The 20,615-nt window shown below is 57.3% G+C and carries 13 protein-coding genes and 2 tRNA genes; 8 read left to right on the top strand and 7 right to left on the bottom strand.

The features are described 5' to 3' along the window. Window positions 1-21: 21 nt before the first annotated feature. Genes HMPREF2808_RS00080 through HMPREF2808_RS00050 form a run of 7 tightly spaced genes read right to left on the bottom strand, consistent with a single transcriptional unit; the run spans window position 22 to window position 8,829 of the window. Window positions 22-1,371, bottom strand: coding sequence for a choice-of-anchor M domain-containing protein (locus HMPREF2808_RS00080; protein WP_070622869.1), 1,350 nt, complete (start codon window positions 1,369-1,371; stop codon window positions 22-24). Next, window positions 1,368-2,264, bottom strand: coding sequence for an anchored repeat-type ABC transporter permease subunit (locus HMPREF2808_RS00075; RefSeq protein ID WP_070622866.1), 897 nt, complete (start codon window positions 2,262-2,264; stop codon window positions 1,368-1,370). The genes HMPREF2808_RS00080 and HMPREF2808_RS00075 overlap by 4 nt, the downstream gene beginning before the upstream one ends. Further along, window positions 2,261-2,989, bottom strand: a complete 729-nt coding sequence (locus HMPREF2808_RS00070; protein WP_070622863.1) for an anchored repeat-type ABC transporter ATP-binding subunit — start codon at window positions 2,987-2,989, stop codon at window positions 2,261-2,263. Before HMPREF2808_RS00070 ends, HMPREF2808_RS00075 begins: the two co-directional genes overlap by 4 nt. Continuing rightward, the gene (locus tag HMPREF2808_RS00065; protein ID WP_070622859.1) at window positions 2,982-3,881 is read right to left on the bottom strand and encodes a choice-of-anchor M domain-containing protein; all 900 of its coding nucleotides are present in this window, start codon (window positions 3,879-3,881) and stop codon (window positions 2,982-2,984) included. The genes HMPREF2808_RS00070 and HMPREF2808_RS00065 overlap by 8 nt, the downstream gene beginning before the upstream one ends. Further along, entirely contained in the window at window positions 3,874-5,373 is a 1,500-nt protein-coding gene (locus HMPREF2808_RS00060; RefSeq protein ID WP_070622857.1) for an anchored repeat ABC transporter, substrate-binding protein, read from the bottom strand. Before HMPREF2808_RS00060 ends, HMPREF2808_RS00065 begins: the two co-directional genes overlap by 8 nt. Continuing rightward, window positions 5,373-6,470 (bottom strand): choice-of-anchor M domain-containing protein, encoded by a 1,098-nt coding sequence (locus tag HMPREF2808_RS00055; RefSeq protein ID WP_246818482.1) that lies wholly within the window; start codon window positions 6,468-6,470, stop codon window positions 5,373-5,375. Before HMPREF2808_RS00055 ends, HMPREF2808_RS00060 begins: the two co-directional genes overlap by 1 nt. A gap of 16 nt (window positions 6,471-6,486) precedes the next feature. Beyond that, the gene (locus HMPREF2808_RS00050) at window positions 6,487-8,829 is read right to left on the bottom strand and encodes a choice-of-anchor M domain-containing protein (RefSeq protein WP_070622853.1); all 2,343 of its coding nucleotides are present in this window, start codon (window positions 8,827-8,829) and stop codon (window positions 6,487-6,489) included. 162 nt (window positions 8,830-8,991) lie between these two features. On the opposite strand from HMPREF2808_RS00050, the gene gltX reads away from it, so the two are divergent. From gltX to HMPREF2808_RS00005, 8 genes are all read left to right on the top strand, one after another. After that, window positions 8,992-10,491 carry a glutamate--tRNA ligase gene (gene gltX / locus HMPREF2808_RS00045; protein WP_083299251.1) on the top strand — a complete coding sequence of 500 codons (1,500 nt, stop codon included), beginning with the start codon at window positions 8,992-8,994 and terminating at the stop codon, window positions 10,489-10,491. Window positions 10,492-10,651: 160 nt separating this feature from the next. Beyond that, a tRNA-Gln gene (locus tag HMPREF2808_RS00040) sits at window positions 10,652-10,723 on the top strand. 55 nt (window positions 10,724-10,778) lie between these two features. Continuing rightward, window positions 10,779-10,854 (top strand) — tRNA-Glu (locus HMPREF2808_RS00035). A 782-nt stretch (window positions 10,855-11,636) separates the two neighbouring features. Continuing rightward, window positions 11,637-13,604, top strand: coding sequence for a site-specific DNA-methyltransferase (locus HMPREF2808_RS00025; protein ID WP_198531021.1), 1,968 nt, complete (start codon window positions 11,637-11,639; stop codon window positions 13,602-13,604). Then, complete coding sequence (locus HMPREF2808_RS00020; RefSeq protein ID WP_198531020.1) at window positions 13,588-16,413, top strand: restriction endonuclease; 2,826 nt, start codon at window positions 13,588-13,590, stop codon at window positions 16,411-16,413. Before HMPREF2808_RS00025 ends, HMPREF2808_RS00020 begins: the two co-directional genes overlap by 17 nt. Next, complete coding sequence (locus HMPREF2808_RS00015; RefSeq protein WP_141752568.1) at window positions 16,397-17,380, top strand: HamA C-terminal domain-containing protein; 984 nt, start codon at window positions 16,397-16,399, stop codon at window positions 17,378-17,380. Before HMPREF2808_RS00020 ends, HMPREF2808_RS00015 begins: the two co-directional genes overlap by 17 nt. A gap of 3 nt (window positions 17,381-17,383) precedes the next feature. Next, the gene (locus tag HMPREF2808_RS00010; protein WP_070622844.1) at window positions 17,384-20,032 is read left to right on the top strand and encodes a DEAD/DEAH box helicase; all 2,649 of its coding nucleotides are present in this window, start codon (window positions 17,384-17,386) and stop codon (window positions 20,030-20,032) included. A gap of 337 nt (window positions 20,033-20,369) precedes the next feature. Further along, window positions 20,370-20,615: hypothetical protein (locus tag HMPREF2808_RS00005; protein WP_141752567.1), on the top strand; the 246-nt coding region annotated here is incomplete at its 3' end.

Below are 20,615 nucleotides of genomic sequence, written 5' to 3'. Positions count from 1 at the left end.
GATATGACCGGTATCGAGGTGCTAGTCGCGATTGCGCGGGCGGAAGAACTGCACGGCAACAAACAGCCCGATACCAAGTAGCAGGGCCAGGGAGCCCATGCCTGCGAGAAAGCCTGCCCAGAAGCCGACCATCGGGGCTCCATAGCTCATGGCCTGGATGTTTTCGGCGTCAGCATAGTCTTCGTTGGAGTCGGACGCAGAGTGCTGTTGCTGTGCTTCCTGCTTTGCGCCGCGTTCCCGGTTGGCAGCGGTGTTGCGCGTGGAGCCTTTTTCTCCTGAGGAAGCAGTGCTTTGCGACGCCCCACGGTGTGCCGAATCTCTCTGTCCTTGCGCTGTGTGGGCTACACCGTTCTGTGCCGAGTTCTGGGACTGCGACACTGAGCGCTGGCCATCAGCTGGGCGTTCAGTACTGGGCTCTTTAGACGTTGGTGATGTTCCCGGTTGTGCTTTACTGCGTGCACTCGGACGCGTGGAGTGCCGCGAATCCTGAGCCCGACTTGTTTCGGAGGGCTTTCCACCGTTGAGGAGGGTATCTGCCTCCTTGAGTGTTTTGTCCATAGTCTTATCCAACTGTGCGATGGACTTGGAGGTGTCATTGATGTCCTTGGCCAGTTGCTGCGGCCGGTTCTTCGGGCTGCCCGAGCCAGCATTGTCGCCTTCGCTGGAGTCCCACTCCAATTCGCAGAGGTCGGAGGCATCGGCGTCGCCGACCAGGAACGGTACGTCGATGGAGTGCTCAGAGCCATCGTTGAGCGTAAACGTAAAGGTAGCGGCGTAAGCCCCCGGTTCGGTGAAGATTATCCCGGTGTGGCTGTGGGAGTGATCGGGGTAGTCCCAAGTGATATCCGGGTTATCTGAATCAAAGAGCACGGTGGGCTCAGCGCCCACAGAGTTCTTGAAACCCACCATGCGCCCGCCGTCCGGCGCGGCGTGCAGCGTTAAGGATAGGGTGGCGTCGGCTGCCGCAGCCTCGTCGAGGTAGCTGGTGTTGAATCCAACCCAGGGGATATCCGGGTTCTGGGTTTGGGGAATCTGCCAGCTTTTCGATGGGATGTCGTTGCCTGCGGATTCTTCGAAGGCGGCGTTGCTGCCCACCTCCACGTAAAACTCGCCGGAGGTGTAGTCCTTGCCTGACTCGTCATCGCGGGCCAAGAAGGAGGGGTTTCCGGAATCTCCGACCAATGCTAGGTCTTGGTGTCCACGGGTAAAGGCGTGCAGGGAGTCGGCATCGCAGGAGGCCTCGCTCGCGTGCTCTTCGGCGAGGGCTGGCGGTGCAGCGGCCACCAACGGCGGTGTGCTGAGAGCTAGTGCAGCGACAGCGGTCAGGGTAAGCGGGCGGAAGTTCATACGTGTCATATGGAAAGAGTTCATGCGGACAAGGTCTCCTTCGAGGTGTGTGATTGCGAGGTGGATGCCGCGTCGCGGCGGGAATGCAGTAGAGGGGAGAGTGCCCACGCCACAAGGAAGCAGGCGGTAAGCAGCAGCACGATGGTTGCGCCGGCGGGAAGATCGATGGCCCATGCAAGGTAGATTCCGAAGAAGCTGCCCAGCGAACCGATCACCGCGGAGGCGATCATCATTGACCCCAGCGAGTCACAGAGCAGCCTGGCGGTCGCGGCTGGGGTGATGAGGAGGGCCAGGACGAGGACGTTGCCGATGGTTCCCACGGAGATAACCACCGCGCCCGTGACGCAGAGGTAAAGCACGATGTCTAGAACAAAGACGGGAAGCCCCATGGCGCGGGCGGTTTCTTTGTCTAGGCAGGTGGCTGTGAGCTGGGGGCCGAGGAGCAATACTGTGGCCACGATAAGCACCGAGACGGTGAACGCGGTGTAGAGATCTGCGTGGGAGACGCCCGTCAGCGAGCCGAAAAGAAAGCTGGTGAGCGAGGCCGTGTAACCCTCGACGCGTGAGATGATCACCATGCCGAGCGCAAAGGAAGCGGCAAAGAAGATGCCGATGACGGAATCTTCGCGCACAGTTCGCCGCTGGGAGAAGCACGCGATGAGCACGGCCACCGCGCAACCCGCCACGGCGCCGCCCAGCAGTACTGACCCGTGAAGTGCGAAGGCGATGGCCAGTCCCGGAAACACTGCGTGGGACACTGCATCGCCGATGAAGGCCATTCCACGCAGCACGACGTAGCACCCCACCACGCCGCACACGATTGCGGCGAGAAGGGAGATCCCTACTGCGCGGGCGAGGAAGTCCAAGTGCGGGTTGGTGAGGTCTTGGAAGAACTCAACTAGCGAGATGTCGATCATGCCGCCACCCCAATCGCGGAGAGCAGGGGTGAGGAGGCTGAGACCCCGAAGGTGGTGCTCCACGGCTGCGGGGTTGCGCGCAGGGTTTCCGCCGGGCCGTCAGCGATGATGCCCCGGTTGAAGAGCACAAGCCGTGAGCAGGAATGCGCGGCCTCTGAGAGGTTGTGCGTGGACATGACAACGCTGGTGCCATCCGTAGTGAGCTTGTCAAAAAGAAGCAAGAGCTCCTCGGTATTGGGGGCGTCGAGTCCGGTGAAAGGTTCGTCGAGAAGCAGCACCTCTGGTTCGCAGGCTAAGGCGCGGGCGATGAGGACGCGCTGGCGTTGCCCGCCGGAAAGTTGGGCTATAGGACGCCGTGCGAATTCTTCCAGGTTGGTCAGCTCGATGGCGCGCCGTGCGGCCTCCTTATCGAGGCGCCCTGGGCGCCGGAACCACCCCACTAGTCCAGTGCGCCCACTCAGCACCGCCTTGGCCACGCTGATGGGGAAGTCCCACTCCACGTCGTGGCGCTGCGGGACATAGCCAAGCGAGGTGGTCACGTCGATGGTCCCGGTAAAGGGCACGAGGCCTAAGACAGCGCGCATGAGCGTGGTTTTGCCAGCGCCGTTCGGGCCGAGGAGCCCGATAAACTCGCCAGGGTTAACAGAAAAGCTTGCCCCGTCGATGACGCGGCGGCCGGACAGCGATACGGACAGATCGTTCACCGTAATGAAGGGATTAGCCACGCCGCCCACCCTTCGCGCGCACGACCGCGATGATGGCACCGATGAGCACTAGGACGCCTACGCCCGCGAGCACCCAGATCCACGTCGGCACCGATGCCGACATAGAGCCGGATGTGGCGGAGGACTCGGCATTGGGGTCCCATTCCACGGCCTGTGCTTGCGCAACGTCGGCGTCATCGCCCACGGCGAAGGTCAAGGTGGCTTCGGCAGCAACCTCTTTTCCGGCGCTTTCTCCTGCGCCCTCGCCGCTCATGCGGACCCGGATCTGGTGAATGCCGGGCTCGGTGAACACCCAATTGGCGTGGGTATGAGTGCCCAAGTCCACCCAGAAGCCTTCTGAGTCCCCGGTTGCTGTAGACCACAGCAGCTGAGGTTCTTCGAAGCCGCCGTTTTGCAGGAAGAGGGAGAAGTCACCCGGGCCTTGGTGCCCGAGGAACTCCATGGTCACTCCTCGCTCAACATTGTCTGCCAATGAGGGAGCTTGGGTATTCCAGCCCAACCACGGAACGTCAGCCTGCTCCGTTTGCGGTACGACCCACACCTGCGAGCCAGGTTCTGCGCCAACGAAGGAGAATGCCTTGTCCTCCGGCAGAGTCAACAGGGCGTTGTCACCCACCTGGAAGACCACATCCTCGGGCTGGCGCCACACGGGTGTTTCAGCCGAATCATCGCGAGCGAGGAACTCTGCTTTTCCTTCGGAGAGCAGGAGCCCTAGGTCGACGTGCCCGTGATCGATGGTGGCAGCCGTTCCAGGCGCGGCTACCTCTTCGTTAGAGCTGACCACCTGGGCGAGATCGCCGGCGAAGGCAGCTGCCGGTGCGAAAGCCAAGGCCGCGGCGGTAAGTGCTGTCGCAAGCGGCATAGTGACGGTTCGGATGGTGAGTTTAGACATGAGATTCCTTTGTTGTGTTGCTGAGACAGCGGTTGAGTGAGTGCGCGTTGAAGCGCACGAGGTCGAGATACGTCGGAACGGCGTCATCAAGCGTGTCGCCGTAAATCGGGCATACAGCCACCCCGAGGGAATCGGCGGCTTCCCGGATGACATCCGCGCTGGCTTGTTGCGTTGGTTCTACGAATACGGCGGGAAGCTGGAGGTTCTCCAAGGTGCGGCGCAGAGCAATGACATCGCGCGGCGAGGGCTCGATGGCCGGGTTCGGAGTAACGAAGCCCGCGATATCAATGCCGTAGCCTTGCTCCAGGTAGGCGTATCCGTGGTGGGGTGTGACGAGGTGGCGGTTGCGCTCAGGAATGGCAGAGATGAGCTGCCGGACTTCGTCGTCAACGTCCCGCACCTGTGTGATGTAGTCCTGTGCGCGGGCACGGTAGTCCGCACCGTGTGAGGGGTCCGCCTGTGCAAGCTGCTCAGCGATGACCTCGGTGAAACTGACAACGTTGGCGGCGTTATGCCACAGGTGTGGGTCTACTTCGCCGTGAATGTGCTTGCCCAAGACAGCTTGGGGCAGGAGATAGGTCTCATCCCCGGGCCGGCCCAAGAAACGGTAAGAGGGATCCGGCGGGATCTCCTGCAACGCGGAGTTCGGGACGCGCAACACCGTGGTCTTCGGATCAAAATGCTCGCCTTGGTCCTCCAAGTCGAGTTTTCCCGTAGCCATGTCCGCGGTGATATCCACGTGACCTGCATCGAGTGTGCGCATTCCCGCAGGGGCGCTAACGCCCACCGCCACCGTGAACTCCTGCGGGGTGCTGTTGGTAGCGCCAAAGCTCAACCTGTAGATACCGGGCTTGCTAAAAGCCCAGGAAACGTGCGTGTGGGCGTTGGCTGGCAGCGTCGTGGAATCCTCGCGCGGATCTATCCCATCGGCGCTGTTAAAGAGTGGTTCAGGTGTCCCGAACGTAGAGACCACGTAGGCCGCGACATCGCCGGGTCCTTCCACACCGAGCAGACGCATGTCGACGCTCGTGGTACCTGGGGCTGCGTTGCGCACACGCAATCCCAGCCACACGGCATCGAGCGCGATGTTCTCCACCAGCGGGACCAGCTTCGCGCCGCGGGTGGATGCTTGGTCCGCCACTTCAGCGACGGGCGCATCCGACGACTCCTTCATGGATTTCAGCAGATTCTGTGGCTCGAGAAGAAACCCGTTGGACAGTAGTACGTCGGCGTTTGCGATGTCCCGCACCGAGCGCAGGCTCGGTTCGAAGGTGTGGGGATCCTTTCCCGCGGGGATCAAGGTCGTCACCGTGGCGTCATTTCCTGCCACATGCTTGGCGACGTCCCCCAGTATCGGCGTCGTGGCCACCACCTTCACCTTTCCATCGTCTCCGCTGGCGGAGCTCGCGCAGCCACTCAGCGCCGAGGCGCCGAGAAAGATGGCAGAAAGAACCACGGTGCACTGCATGCGAGTGCGTCCTTTCCGAGGCATCAGTCGCGTCCCTTCAGCAGTGCGAGGCGCGCTAGCGCCAGGCCCAGCACAAGCATGCCCAGGCCGAGGATGCCGATGCCCCACGGCAACAGGTTTTGCCCACTGTCGTAGTAGCCGGCTGCAGCGACCGTGTCCACATTCTCCCCGTCCGCGGTTTCGGCGGATCGGTGAGAAGGCTTGTGCTCCTTCCTTTCCCCGCGAGTTGTGCGGTCTTTACGCTCCTTGTTGTGGGCCTGTTGTTTGGTGTCTTTGGCACCGGCAGCGGGGGCCGATCCGCGGGCAGCGCCTCCAGAGCTTCCGGCTCCGGTGTTTCCAGCGTGAGAGCGTGAGCCGGAGTTGGAGGAAGCAGGTTGCTCAGGGGAGGCGGCGCCTTGCGCTGCCTCGTGGTCATCGTCGGCACCGTCAGTGCCATCATCGACGCTGGATTCCTCGTCCCCGGAATCCTGGGGAGCGGCTTCGCCGTCGCCGACGTCCCAGGTATAGGTGACCTGATTACTCGTGTCGCCGTTGGATTCAGCCTGAACAGTCATGGTGTACGTACCAGGTTCGCTAAACGCCCAATTGACGTGGCGGTGCGCCGGGTAAGCCTGATTGATGACGTCACCGGATATCAAGTCGAGCTCGCCGGCGTTCGTGACCGGTTGAATATCGCCAAAGCCTGCGGTTTCGAAGATGAAGATGTCACCGGGCCCGGTGACCTCAACAAATTCGAAGTTCACGTCCTTGTATCCAGCAGATTGGGCCGCTTGCGTATCCCAGCCCGGCCACAGGAGTGAGCTGTCCTGGGTCTGGGGGAGGTAGTACGTCGGTGTGCCGATGCCATCGATGCGCTCGGTCGCCTCGCTCCATGCCTCCTCAGCCACCTTGAGGGTGACGTCGTTACCGGGCCTGACGACGCCACTGCCGGTGACGTCTTCCTTCATCGACAACGTCAGCTGACCACCCGGCGCGGAGACATAGAAGGCATCCACGTGCCCAGAATCTATAAGCTCGCCTTCGGCGCGGGCAGTCGCTGGAAGGCCAAGGACGGACACGAGAAGTGCCACGGCGATGGCGCACACGGCGGCATTGAATGTTTTCAGCGGTGCGGAATGCAATCGAAGTGTGTCCTTTCTAGCGGTGAAGCAGACCGTTGAAGCGGGCCTCAATCTGGGCTCTGTGGTCGTTGTAGAAATTGAAGAGGCGTTGGAAAATGAGGGCCACGACGGCCGGAAGCACTAATCCCCACAGGCTGTCGAGCTTGGGCTTAGAGGACGTCATCCCCTTATCTCCACTGGGTTTCGTGTTTCCTGGCTTCTTACCGCCGGGTGTGTTGGTGCCTTCGCCTTCGCTTCCTTCCTTGGAGCTTGCGCAGTCCTTGATTGCGGCGTCGCCAGCCGCGACGGTGAGCACCTGGGGTTCGGAAGAAATTTCTTTGCCATCGGCGGTGGTGGCCGTATAGCTGACTTCGAGCTTGTAGATTCCCGGCTTGGTAAACACCCAATTGCTGTGGGTATGCGAGGCAAAAGTGGTCTCGATGGACAAGTCTCCTGCGGCTGAGTTGATCAGCGGGGTAAAACCTTTGCCTAATCCTTCAGTGGTGAAGAGCCCAATTTCTGCGCCTTCAGGCTTCTCGACGGGCTTAATATTGAGCATGACCTTGCCGTCTTTATAGTCCTTGTACTTGAGAGCTTGGGTGTTATATCCCGGCCAGATGATGCTCTGCTCTTGGGTTTGGGGGAGGAGGAAGAATTTCTCCTTGCCCAGGTAGTCGAATTCCTTGCCGTTGAGCGCGGCGGGGCGGGAGCGCAGGGCGTTGTCGTGTACTGCGAGGACGACGTCGTCAAGCGGGCGCTCGACGGTCTTCTTATCCACGATGGCCGTTTCATCCTTGAGGCGGGTGAGAAACTTATCGCCGTCACGGGATACCGCAATATCGACGTGTCCGTGGTCGAGCACTGCCTTGTCGGCGCAGACACCGGTGTTGTCGCCGGGTTCGGGCTGAGGAGTGTTATCTGGGGCTGGCGCAGGAGCCTGAGCCCCAGCGCCGAGTTTGCCCACGCGCTCGTACGTTTTTCCGAAAGCGAAATTGTCGGTCAGCGTGATGCTGCCGGAGTCTTGCGTGATGCTTGGGTGCGGAAGAATATCGAGGCGCACGGTATTGCCGTTGAAGTTTGCATCGGCACCGACGACAAATTCCGCGCGGCCGCGGGTGATAGTGCCGTCGAAATCGATGTCCGGAAGCGAGCTTCCCTTACTAAAGAAGCCACCGTGCACGTAGCCTTCCAGGTTTTTATCGGCTGCCTCCAGGATGATGCGGGTGGCGTCTTCGCCCTCCGGAACGGCGCGCGCGGACAGTCCCGTGTCAGATAGCGAAACCTCTTCTCCGGAGAAGAGTTGACGGGGGTTTGTGGTCTCGGTCCAGGACTCCGCGGACGTCTTCGAGGAGGTAGAAAGCTCAGCGTTTTCAGAATAGGCGAGCTCCTCGCTCACCCAGCGCGGGCTGCCGTCCTTCGGGGTGTACACAGCTTGGATTGTTGAGGCCTCGGGCCCTAAGAATTCATCGAAGTGTGCCTTGCCATCTTTCACGGCTAGATCGGTGAGGAAGTAGCCGTCGATAAGCAGCGTGAGCGTGCCGTTACTGCCCCCAGTGAAGTCGATGGAGGAAAGCCGCTCGTCTCCATCTTTGTCACGGGACTTAGCAGGCGCGATGCGCAGGCGATAGTCCTTCTGGCTAGCATCCCCCGCGGATGCCTGTTCGAAGCGTTCCTTGAGGGAGGGAGTGCTGTGGTCTGACGGGCGCTGCCCTCCGACCTGAATGGACGTGGTTGTCGGCTTGGAGGAAATGAACTCGCCGTCTTTGTTCCGCGCGGTGGTTTGGTATGTGAGCTGGTAGCGCCCGGGTTTGGAAAAGACAGTGAAGTTGTGGGTATGCGTGCCACTAGTCAGCCACGCGGAGTGAGGTGCGCCCTCCGACGTGCCAAAGAATCGTTGAAGCCCTCCAGGTCCGGGGTAGTAGCCAAACATCTCTACTTCGCCCGGTCCATCGACGCTTAACAGGTCGAGGGAGGCGATGTTATCGCGGAAGCTATCGACAGGCAGCTCAGTGTCCGCGCCAAAGCCCATCCATACCGGGTCCAGGCTGCCCTGCACGCTGGCAGGGGCCATGTAATAGGTTTCGCCCGGCTCCCCCAGGAAGGAGAGCGCAGGGTCTTCAGGCACGGTGAACTGGTATTGGTTCGTGCCGTTTTGGTCCCAGCCTTTGCCTACCCACGTGACGGTGTCGGCGAGGTCGTGGTCAGACTCGGCTGAATGGCTCTTGAGGTTAAGAGAATCGTCTTCCCAGAATGCTTTGGGGGAATCGATGTGCGTTTGGGTGGCGACGTGTTTGCCGTCGTCAGGGCCGGCTACGGCGGTAGCGGGGGAGAAGAGAAGTGTGGCGCAGGTAAGCAGCGCCACGGAGCGAGTTCGAGCCACAGTGTGGAACCTTTCTTCAGTTCTGTCGAGAGAATTTCACTATAGGGAATGGAAATCAATTCCGTTTGGGTCGGATTGAAATCCCAGTTCGCACTTAGTGGAAACCGGGTTCAATTACCCCCAAGTGGGGCGGGCGGTGCAGTAACTCGGCGCTGAACTACGATGGTTGACATGACTGAAACAACTTCCGACGTCCGCGTACGTTTTTGCCCGTCGCCCACAGGAACGCCCCACGTGGGCATGGTCCGCACGGCGCTGTTCAACTGGGCCTATGCCCGCCACACCGGCGGCAAGCTCATCTTCCGCATCGAGGACACCGATGCCGCTCGTGACTCCGAGGAGTCCTTCCAGGCCATCATTGATTCGCTGAACTGGCTCGGCTTGGGCTGGGATGAAGGCGTCAATGTGGGTGGTCCGGACGAGCCGTACCGTCAGTCGCAGCGCATGGATATTTATGCCGATGTCCTGCAAAAGCTCAAGGATGGCGGCTATGTCTACCCGGCTTATTCCACCAATGAAGAAGTGCAGGCGCGCCACAAGGCAGCCGGACGCGACCCGCAGCTTGGCTACGACAACTTTGACCGCGACCTCACTCAGGAGCAGATCGATGCCTTTGAGGCGGAAGGCCGCAAGCCGGTGTGGCGCCTTCGCATGCCGGACAAGGACTGGACGTGGAATGACCTGGTGCGTGGAGAGCTGACTTTTAAGTCGGAGACCCAGCCGGATTATGTGGTGGCCCGCTCCAATGGCGCACCGCTCTACACGTTGGTTAACCCCGTCGATGACGCGCTCATGGGGGTTACGCACGTGTTGCGCGGCGAAGATCTGCTGTCTTCCACTCCGCGTCAGCTCGCCCTCTACGAGGCGCTCATTGAGTTGGGCATTGCCAAGCAGACCCCGGAGTTCGGCCACCTGCCGTTCGTGATGGGTGAGGGCAACAAGAAGCTGTCCAAGCGCGATCCGCAGTCCAACCTGTTCAACCACCGCGATGCGGGCATCATCCCGGAGGGCATGCTCAACTACCTGTCCCTGCTGGGCTGGTCCCTCTCCGCGGACAAGGACATCTTCTCTGTCGATGAGCTCATTGCCAACTTCGATGTGCACGACGTGCTGGGCAACCCCGCCCGTTTCGACCAGAAGAAGCTGGAGGCCATCAACGCCGACCACATTCGTTTGCTTGAGCCGGCTGACTTTGCTCAGCGTCTGCGGGATTACCTCACCGAGTACACCGACTTCCCTGCGGATTACCCGGAAGACAAGTTCGCCTTCGCCGCCGACCTGGTGCAGACCCGCATTAAGACGCTGTCTGACGCTTACGGGCTGATGTCCTTCCTGACCACGCCGGACGCTGAGCTGGAGCTCGATGCCAAGGCGGCGAAGAAGAACCTCAAGGAGGAGGCTGTTCAGCCTCTCGAGGTCGCCATTGCCAAGTTGGAGGAGCTTGGGGAGTGGAAGACCGAAGAGATTGAAAAGGTTCTCTCTGGCGCACTTATCGACGACCTCGGTCTCAAGCCCCGCAAGGCCTACGGCGCCCTGCGCGTCGCGGTCTCGGGACAGCAGGTTTCCCCGCCGCTGTTCGAGTCCATGGAGCTGCTGGGCAAGGAGTCCACGCTGGCTCGCCTTAAGGCAGCTTTGGCCGTGACGCCGTGGAGTGCTGAGTAGTCTCACAGGCCTGTAATTTCGGGGCATTAAGAATCGTTCTTAATGCCCCGAAAATGCTATCTGGCCTGGCGATTTGTGTGTATCGGTGGTGCTGGATATAGTAATAAACCGTTGCAGCGAGCAGCGAGGGGTTAAGCCCCAAGCAAGCTCAACGCGATAGTGGCCTATGGTGTAATTGGCAACACAACGGTTTCTGGTACCGTCATTCTAGGTTCGAGTCCTGGTAGGCCAGCAGTGATAACTGCGTAAAGTGCTGCGGCACTTTGCGTCAGCGGTCACAGTTCTATGCCCCGTTCGTCTAGCGGCCTAGGACGCCGGCCTCTCACGCCGGTAACACGGGTTCAAATCCCGTACGGGGTACCATCCGTGCTTACACATACTAGTACGTAAGTTATTGGAGAAAGCCAGGTCTTCGAACCTGGCTTTTCCTGTTTCTCGGGATATTTCCACCCCTAGAGACAGGTTCTCGTCCGGTTCTTGGCAAAAGTCCTGACAAATCCGGGCAAGCACCACTACGCGCAGTGGGTTGAATTTCGCAAGCGGATTGAGCCTTTGCGGTCGTCGCTTCCTGAAGGGGTCGGGGACAAGCTCACATTCGACGCGGTCGCAGACCTCATCGCGGTTACACGGAATGAGGCGGGACACCCTTCGGGACAGCAGATTGATGAAGACACTGCACGCGTCCACCTCACGATCGCTCCGGTCCTCTTGAAGAAGATGGATCTGCTGTCCGAGCACTTCCAGTCGAAGCGGTCGACCCCATCTGGCTGAGTCGGCTCGAACGGGTGTGCGCTGCTAGAGAGCATCAAAGTCTTGGCGTGTCTTCATCAAAACCCCAGCTCATGGGATAATCTGGAGCAGATAGCTCGTCAGTGAAGGCCCATCACCCCTCTGCTGCAATCCCTTGCATGTTCGTTGAACAAGCTACGGTGCGAAGTTCGAGGTAGGAGGATCTGGGCTTCGTCCGTGAGCTCGATAAAAATAAGGTACCTTAACGGGTACAGGTGATAGTAGAAAGTGATTCCCAAAGTGAGAAGAGTCCAGCTAGGCGGTAGCTATTCAAGTTATGTGTCTGGAGTTATGGAACGAAGTCGGGTGATGCTGCCGCCCACTGCAGGGCAGGCGGTAGTACGATGACATCCTCCGTGTCCGATGAGTCACGTGATCCGCATCTGGAGTTACTTGCACAGCTGCGCGACTTAGTACCGAGCGCCTTCCTTGACGGTGAGCTTGATCGTGAGGCGTTACTCGACGCACTTGGCCTCGGAGACGAGTCAAAGCCTGCGTTCTCTTTCTCTTGGCCGGGTATTGATCAGGCGCGCCAGGATGCACGCACCCCTACAACAGCAACCCTTATGCCTGATGAGGAGGCATCACTTCACTGGCCGGAGGCCCGTGATGTCCTTATCGAGGGTGACAACTTGCAGGTGCTCAAGCTTCTGAAGAACGGCTACTCCCGCGCCGTGAAGCTGATCTATATCGACCCGCCCTACAACACTGGGGACACGTTCACCTACAAGGACGATTTTTCCGTGTCCGAGCGTCAGTATCACGAGGATACTGGTCAGGTGGACGAGCAGGGCAATGCTATGACCAGCCGATTAGAAAGCGGAGGCCGAAAACACGCTCCGTGGCTGACCATGATGTTCCCGCGTCTTGCTCTGGCGCGTCATCTGCTTCGTCGTGATGGCGTAATCCTCGTTTCTATCGACAACAACGAGGTGCACCATCTGCGGCTTCTGCTCGACGCAGTTTTTGGTGCTGAGAACTTTGTTGACATGATGACTTGGCGGGGTGCGCGTAAGGGCGACGCGAAGCTAACTGGTGGTGGCCAGGACTACGTACTTGTGTATGCACGCGACCGTTCTTTCCTCAGGTCTACCGACGTCCGCTGGCGCGAACGTAAGGAAGGGCTCGATCCGATCTACGCGAAGGTCGAAGAGCTTCGGAAGAAGTATGGGGCCGACTTTGAAGCCTCAAGCAAGGAGCTGCGCGCCTGGTACAAGTCACTCGCGGATGAAGACCCCTCTAAAGCACATGCTCATTACAACCGTATTGACGACAAGGGCGTCTGGTTCTCGGATAATATATCCAGCCCGAACTACCGAGAGAATCTGATCTACGACTGGAAGGGATACAGCCCTCCCGCTAACGGTTGGCGCTATGAGCGAGCCACAATGGAAAGGCTAGATTCAGATGGCCGACTAATCTATCCAGAAGATAAGTCGCGGCGTGTACAGATCAAGTCGTACCTTCATACGCACGAGGAGTGGGCTCCGGCATCGGTATTTTATCGTGATCGTCGAGGCGCTTCGTCGAGTCTCAACTCGTTAATGGGCGGCAAAGTTTTCGATGACCCAAAGAGCACTGACGTTCTGGCTCGTCTCTTCCATTCCATTACCGACGACGGCGACCTCATCCTGGACTTCTTCGCTGGCTCTGGTTCGACTGGACAGGCTGTGTGGGAGCAGAACCCAGAGGACAACAAGACCCGAAACTGGATCCTGGTTCAAGCCCCGGAAGAACCGGACACTTCTGAGGAGTCAGGTAAGAACGCCGTCGCGGCAGGTTTCAAGACGATTTTTGAGGTAGCCGCGGAGCGACTTCGCCGTGCGGCAGCAGTGCTGCAGGAAAATGCTCCGGATGGCACGGAACTTGGCTTCCGCATATTCCGCACTCGACCGACAAACCTTGTTATCGACAAGCCTCTGTTGGCGCTGCCGGATATGACTGGAGCGACCTATTTGGAGCAAGTGCTTGAGCGCACTGCGGGCTCTCCTGTCGTCAAGGGGGCGAAGCCGATCGATGTCGCTTGGGAGGTCGCACTCAAGGCCACAGACACACGGCTTGATGCTCGCGTGACGACGCACGAAATCGATGGCGTGGCGGTATACGAGTTCACTCCTGGAGATGAACAGTCCTCAACGGGTCGTCTGCTGATCTCACTTGATGCGTTCACGTTGGCAGTAGCCGATGCGCTGGAGCTGAGCGACGATGATACCCTCATCCTTCGTGGTGACCAGGTGGAAGATTCGGTGACTCTCACGCTTGCGCCACGCCTGCAGTCAAAACTCATTCTCTTGGAGCGGGTGCCTCGTGAAGTTTCGCTTTGATGATCAACCGCACCAGTCGGCTGCCGTTTCTGCGGTGGTTGACCTCTTCGAAGGGGCTATCGTGCCGCCGCGTGATGCGCTTGCCGGGCAAGCACCTGGCGCGGAAGGCCACGCTGGCTTCACTCTGGAAAGAGACTTTCTTGCGGACAACCTGAAGATCATTACCACCCGTGAGTCAGTCGATCCCCAGTCTGAACTTGAACTTCTCGCAGAGACAGACCTGCAGGAAATCGATCGAGAGTTTCCGAACTTTTCTGTTGAGATGGAAACGGGCACGGGCAAGACGTACGTCTACATCTCGACAGCCCTGCGTTTGGCGGAGCTTTATGGGCTGCGCAAGTTCGTCATTCTTGTGCACTCGATCGCGATCCGCGCTGGCGTGGTCAAGACGTTTGAGCAGACCGAGGAACATTTCCGGCTGAAGTATCCTGGCGTGCCTTACAAATGGGGTGTGCTGGGAGAGAGCTCGGCGCTCAACGACTTCACCGAGCCGTCTGGAACTGTCCAGTTCCTGGTAGCTAGTGTGCAGGCCCTCGACAAGCCTGAGAAGAACACTCTCTACGCCAGCGCTGAGCAGCCACAGCTATGGGGTGACTCACTGAGTGGCGTCGAGCAGATCGCTAAGGCACGGCCCGTCGTCCTGATCGACGAGCCGCAGAATATGTCGACACCGCGGCGCCGACAGGCAATAGCGACTCTGAACCCATTCGTTGCGTTGCGCTACAGTGCTACCCACAAGGAGCCCTTCAACCTGGTGCATCGTCTGGGCCCGAAGCAAGCGGCTGAGGCTGGCCTCGTTAAGAGGGTTTCGGTCAAGGGAATTGTTGCCGGCGCGGATGGCAAGCCGTACGTCCGGCTGGACAAGGTCCGTAGCGTGCGCAAGCGACTAATGGCTGAAGTCGTCATTGATAAATCTGGCGGTAAACGTGGGCCGGTGGTACTGCAGAGCGGCTCTGATCTGTTCGAGGACTCTGGCGAGCTTCCGCAGTACCGAGGCCTGGTTGTCGACAGCATCGAGCGCAAGCCTGATCGGATCAACTTCGAAAATGGAATCGTACTCCAGGTTGGCACCGAGACCGGCGTGGACGCTGAAGCCGTTTGGCGTGACCAGATTCGCCATACGATCCGCGCGCATCTAGCTCGTCAGGAGCAGATTGACTCGGTCAAGCGCGGCGTCAAGGTACTTTCACTCTTCTTCGTTGAGCGGGTGGTAGACTATGCCGGCGACGAGGCGGTCCTGCCTGCGATGTTTGACGAGCTGTACCGAGAGGAGTGGCTGCGAGCAGGCCACTCCGAGAGCGACATGCCTGATCCTGCTGAGCTACGGGTGGCGTACTTTCCGTCGACCAAGACAGGCATCCTGAAGGACACCTCTGGACGTGCTCAGGATGCCGACGCAGAGACACGGGCGTACCAGGAGATTATTGCCAACAAGGAACTCATCCTCGATCGGGCTAACCCGCATGCGTTCATCTTCTCGCATTCCGCGCTAAAGGAGGGCTGGGATAACCCCAACGTCTTCCAGGTTGGATTCCTGCGCCATACGCGTTCAGACCTTGAGCGACGCCAGCAGATTGGCCGTGGCCTGCGTATCCCCGTCGACCAAATCGGCACGCGCGTCATGGATCCGGCTATCAACCGACTGACACTCATCGTCGACGAATCTTTCTCTGAGTTTCGAGACGGGCTGAACGCCGAATACGTAGCGTCCGGCAGCGGATCTGATGGCGGTCCTGAGCCTGATAATGCAGATAACGAAGTAAAGATCCGGCGTCGACCAGCGCTGTTCGAAAGCCCTGAGTTCGCGCAGATGTGGAAGAGGATTCGATACAAGGCTCGGTATCGCGTGACCGTTGACCCCAAGGCCCTGCAGGTCGTGGTAGCTAACTCTGCGCACCTAGCAGACCTTGAGTTCATCGAGCGCCGAGCCAATATAGTGCAATCCGCCGACCTCGTCTACAACGACGATGGCCAGGTCATCACGTCAGACTCCCGTATTTCTGAATCTCGTGGTGAACGCATTGTGGTCGTTGGCCAGCGCATGCCTGACGTTGTGCAGCTCATTGAAGACCAGTTGCAGTACGGCAAGTTTCCGCTCCAGCTAACTCGTCCCACGATTGTGGGTATTGTGCGGGAGATCCTGAATCATCCTGATCGCGATTACGCGCGGCATGTTCTCGACGATCCAGACCGTTGGGCTCGAATTGTCGCGAATGCCATCCGCGTTGAGGCGATTGAGCAGATGGTCAGCGGAATCAACTACGAGCCGATTGAGGAGTCGGAGTGGTGGGACGCTGAAGTAGTTTTCCTTGAGGTTGAATCTAAGAACCCGCCTCAGTCGATGCCGGGCAACCCAGACCCATCGAATGGAGTCGACCCGGCTCCTGAAGGCGGAGTAAACCTGTTCGACCACGTCGATTACGACAGCCACGTCGAGCGAGCGTTCGCGGCACAGCTGGAGAACAACAACGAACACGTCAAGCTCTTCACGAAGCTACCGCGACGTTTCCGGGTGCGCACACCCGTAGGTGAGTACTCACCGGACTGGGCGATTGTCTATGACGAGAACGGCACGCAGCGGCTCTACCTCGTTCGGGAGACCAAGGCCACTCGAAACCTTGACGACCTCGAGTGGGATGAGGCGATGAAGATCAGGTTCGCGGAGCGTCACTTTGAGGCCTCCCCGGCTGGCCCTGTTGATTATGGGCATACGACCGACAGAGATGGCCTGCTGATCGGTGCGGCAAGGGACGACGATGCTTTAACGCGTGCATCGAGAAACGGAGGTTACATTGGGCGATCAGAATGAAACCATAAGCGACCAAAGGATACTTCCGCTGTCAGTAGAGCCTCAAAACGCTAGACGTTTTAGGAACCTCTTCTATGATCCGATTTCCCTGCAGGTGCAGAAAAAGACGCGACTTAGTCTCCATATCCTGCGCGTTGAAAGTGGCGACTTTGCAATCGAGCCACTTCTAAAGGAGCTTGTCAACATGCGAAACTTTTATGTTTTGTCTCGCCGAGAGATCGAAGAATTTCGAAACGACATGAGTAGGTGGGGAGAATTCAACGAAAAGGCTGAGAAGAAGTTTAGGAAGCCGGACTCTAATGCAGGAGAGGGTGGAGAGCTGCTACTGTACTCCATCTTGGAATCTCACCTGGGGGCTCCAAAGCTGCTTTCTAAAATGGAACTAAAAACAGATGCTCAGCACTATATTCATGGAAGTGATGGAGTCCACCTCCTAAGGAACGATGACGAATCGTATGAAGTCATCTTTGGTGAGTCGAAAATGTACGCCGATACCAAAGATAAGCCTGGGACGAGTATACGGAATGGTTTTCAGGCTGCGCTTAATTCAATTTCAGAGGCGCAGGAAGAAGGATTTCAATTTGAGTTTTGGCTGGTCCAAAGCAACCTGCTGAAAGAGGCCCTAGAAGAGGGGGCTATCGATGCCCTCGAGGAGATACTGCTGCCGCCCGCGAGTGGTGGGCCAAGAGTTAGGAAGAGTAACGCCTTTGGCATTTTTGTCGGATTTGAAATTGATGTCTCTGATGTGAAATTTAGCGATCTCGATCCAGAGGAGATAGAGAAACTACTTTTAGAGAGGGCAGAGCACGCTGTAGTCGGCCAACAGCAGTGGCTTGCAGAGCGGATAGACTACCTAGACTTGGGCGGATTTCCGTTCCATATCTACGCGATTCCGTTCCTGCGCCGAGTTAGGAAAGGTGATGTCTTGGGGATTGAGGATATCAGGAAAAAATCGCAGGAAGGGTAGGCGGTGGAGACCTCTGACAAGTCGAAAACGGTCGCGACTGTACTCGGTGACCGAATCGTAGGTCGCGATGACTTCCGTAGAATATTTTCCGAAGCGGAGCAAACCGTTGCCGAGCGCTTTCTTGATCAAAAAAGTTGGAAATACATCTCAGAGGCTCACGTTAAAGACTTACTGCGATATGCTGATGTCCTTTCCTACTCTGAAGACCTTCGTCACAGGGAGCTATCGTACGTAATCGTATCCCTCCTGCTAGAAGCGGGCTCCGAGTCACTAAAAGAGGAGATCATCCCCGTAGCAGAAGCGGTATTCATTAACCTCGGCAACTTTCCGGGGATAAGCGGCTTGGCGAAGGCAGGAGACTCCAAGTATGTGCTGCCGGCTTCGAATCAGGCTCGGCGTCTGGCGAAGGAGATAATTCAGCTTTCAAGCAGTAAAAGAGCTGTCTTAACCGACCCGCAGTATCAGATTCGTAAATCCCTTGCTACCGTAAACTTCTTCAGCTTCTCAGGCCCGACTTCACTCGGAAAATCCTTTATCATCAAGGATTTTCTATACGATCTAGTTCAGCAGCCAGGACTAGATGATCAGTGCATAATAGTGCTTGTACCCACCAAGGCACTCATCTCCCAAACCGCTGCCGATCTTAGGGCTCTGCTGTTAGAGTTTCCCGATGTCCATGTTGCTACGTTCCCGGTAATTCCTGCGGTGCTTCGCGCAAGATTCAAGCGCTCAATTTTGGTACTCACTCCGGAGAGACTCCTACGTTACCTCTCGAATCCCGAACGAGGAATTTCCTATCTCATCGTGGATGAAGCGCAGAAGATTATTTCCGCGAAAGATGCAAGAAGCTCCCTCTACTATCATGCAATCAATGAGCTCCTGAGAAGATACGCGGCAAGATTGCTATTTTCATCGCCAAGCATCGACAACCCTGAGATCTTCTTGAAGCTATTCGGTAAGAGCGCAGACGGTGCCCTGGCTATCGATGAGCGTTCCGTAGCCCAAACGAGGTACTTTGTCGACCTCGTGCGCAATCGTCAGTTTCTATATCCCTACCTCGATGATGGCGAGACTGAGCTTGCAACCAAGCCAAATGAGTCTGACGCCTACTCTTATATCATTAGATTGAGTGCGGGTGATAAGTCCATCATTTACGTAAATAGCTCCCTTCGTGCCGCTGATTTCGCGATGGAACTTGCAGAGAGATTACCGTATACGGGTGATGAAAAGCTCGCCTCCTCCTCACGACGAGTTGGTGAGGTTGTTCATTCGGATTACTATTTAGCGGAAACTCTCAAAAAGGGTGTCGCATTCCACCACGGTAAAATGCCTCAGGAAGTCCGTCAGCAAGTTGAGCATGACTTCGCCGACCCTACATCTGGACTTCAGTTCGTAGTCTGTACGTCCACGCTTCTGGAAGGCGTCAATCTCCCTGCTAAGAATATATTTGTTCTCGATGACGCCCAGGGTTTGAGTGATTTTCAGAAGCTGGATTTCGAGAACCTGATTGGCCGAGCGGGAAGGCTCTCTTATGATTTTTCTGGTAATATAATCGTTCTGCGCGCTCAGCCCAATAAATGGAAGAAGGGGGAACCCGCCATTCTAAGGCGAGCCAAGCCGGAAAAGGCAAAGAGCTTCCTCGTGGACCCTCCGAAAAGACAGCGAAAAGATTACAATCATATTGCTGCGGTGCTACGAGGGGAGAAGGTGCCAAACACACCTTCGGCCGAAAGGCTTCGAAACTTGCGTCAGTACGCCTCCGTTCTGATGATCAATCATGTAGACAAATCCCCCACAATGCTGTCAACCAATTTTTTAGAAAAGGTTAAGGACAGTAAGGAGCTTCTAGACCGCTCCACCAAATCCCTACAAGTACCGATCGGGGTTCTTCGTCGGGCTCCGAGCATCAACCCCGAGTATCAAAACGAAGTCTGGCTGGGTCTTCTACTTGGGGAGCTTCAGCCTCTGATGGGAGGTGCAACCTCCTCGCTTGAGTGGTCGGACTGTCTAGATATCTTAAAGACCTTAAGTCGAGTGTATAACTGGCCGGAAGAGGAGTCGATCGGTCACGATCCACTTCTACCCAAGGGCAAGAATCCCACTCGGATCGAAGGTCGGCTGAGCTACTGGGCCATTCTGATGTCGAACTGGTTGAGCGGTAAGTCAACGTCTGAGATGATCGCCAACGCCCTTTGGTATCGTCAACGTACCGGAATTATCAGATACCTGACGTATGAACCTAGTCGTCGGTGGGTTCAGGAGGATTTTGATCTTAAGTCGGCGAGACATGTCAATATCGTAATCGAAGAGACTCTCAAGGACCTGGAGGGAGGCTTGCGCTTTCGCATTATGGAGTATCTGCAGAACTATTACGATATCTGTATTGCCCTTTTGGGTGAGAATAGAGATATTCTAAATCTACCTCAGATGATGGAATATGGCTCTTCTGATAAGCGTTTAATTGGCATCCAGGAGTTGGGTCTGAGTCGAGAATCCAGTCTCGAGATTCTTGATAAGGCTGTTTCCTACTTTTCGTTCGATGAATCTGGAAGGCTGACCGATGTCGATGACGTGGGTCTTGTGTCTTCGTCTGATCTTTCTGAGGAAGTAAGGGTTGAGGTTGGTCTACTTTTTCATCGTGAGTCAGCCTAGCGACTTTCGTTGGCTTGAGTTGGATTTACCATGGATCCGTTAATGGAAAACGCCACGTTGCTGATGTTAAGGATACGCTTTTAGCAGCGCGTCCCTAACATGCCGGCCACTAAGTGGACTTGTTGGCATAATTGGGTCGCACTTAGACTACCCGGTGAAAATTACCTCGCACACTGATCTGGGCTACTTGATGATGCTGGACAAGCGGGGCTGTGCGATGAATCGGTGACCTTCTCTATCGCTAAACTGTGCGATAGCTACGTCTGATTTCGCCCCTGATGTCCACCTCGCTTAGTAGGCTCAAGACTTATTGAACCGACCACGGAGACTTAGGTGTTTGGAATTGGAACAGGATCTTGCTGTGGACGTTAGGACTAACGAGATTGACGACAAGGCCCAAGACGAGGCAACGGGATTGGACGAAGGCATAAGCCTCGTCGACGAACTCGGCGAAGGTGAACAACAAGGCAATAACAGTCAGCTCGAAGAGTCGGACGAGGCCGGCCAGACCGCAGACACCTCCCAGGATGATGGGACCGGCAACGATCTCGGTGTTGCGACCGGCTATTTGGTAGCAGTGTCG

The sequence above is a fragment of the Corynebacterium sp. HMSC078A10 genome, from assembly GCF_001811565.1.
GTDB classification, from domain to species: Bacteria; Actinomycetota; Actinomycetes; order Mycobacteriales; family Mycobacteriaceae; genus Corynebacterium; species Corynebacterium hesseae.
This window is presented reverse-complemented; position numbering and strand designations above follow the sequence as displayed.

What these genes read in the sequence shown, in the direction of transcription:
- HMPREF2808_RS00075 (WP_070622866.1), bottom strand. Translation starts at nt 2,264, where the DNA reads ATGATCGACATCTCGCTAGTTGAGTTCTTCCAAGACCTCACCAACCCG.
- HMPREF2808_RS00065 (WP_070622859.1), bottom strand. Translation starts at nt 3,881, where the DNA reads ATGTCTAAACTCACCATCCGAACCGTCACTATGCCGCTTGCGACAGCA.
- HMPREF2808_RS00060 (WP_070622857.1), bottom strand. Translation starts at nt 5,373, where the DNA reads ATGCCTCGGAAAGGACGCACTCGCATGCAGTGCACCGTGGTTCTTTCT.
- HMPREF2808_RS00080 (WP_070622869.1), bottom strand. Translation starts at nt 1,371, where the DNA reads ATGAACTCTTTCCATATGACACGTATGAACTTCCGCCCGCTTACCCTG.
- gltX (WP_083299251.1), top strand. Translation starts at nt 8,992, where the DNA reads ATGGTTGACATGACTGAAACAACTTCCGACGTCCGCGTACGTTTTTGC.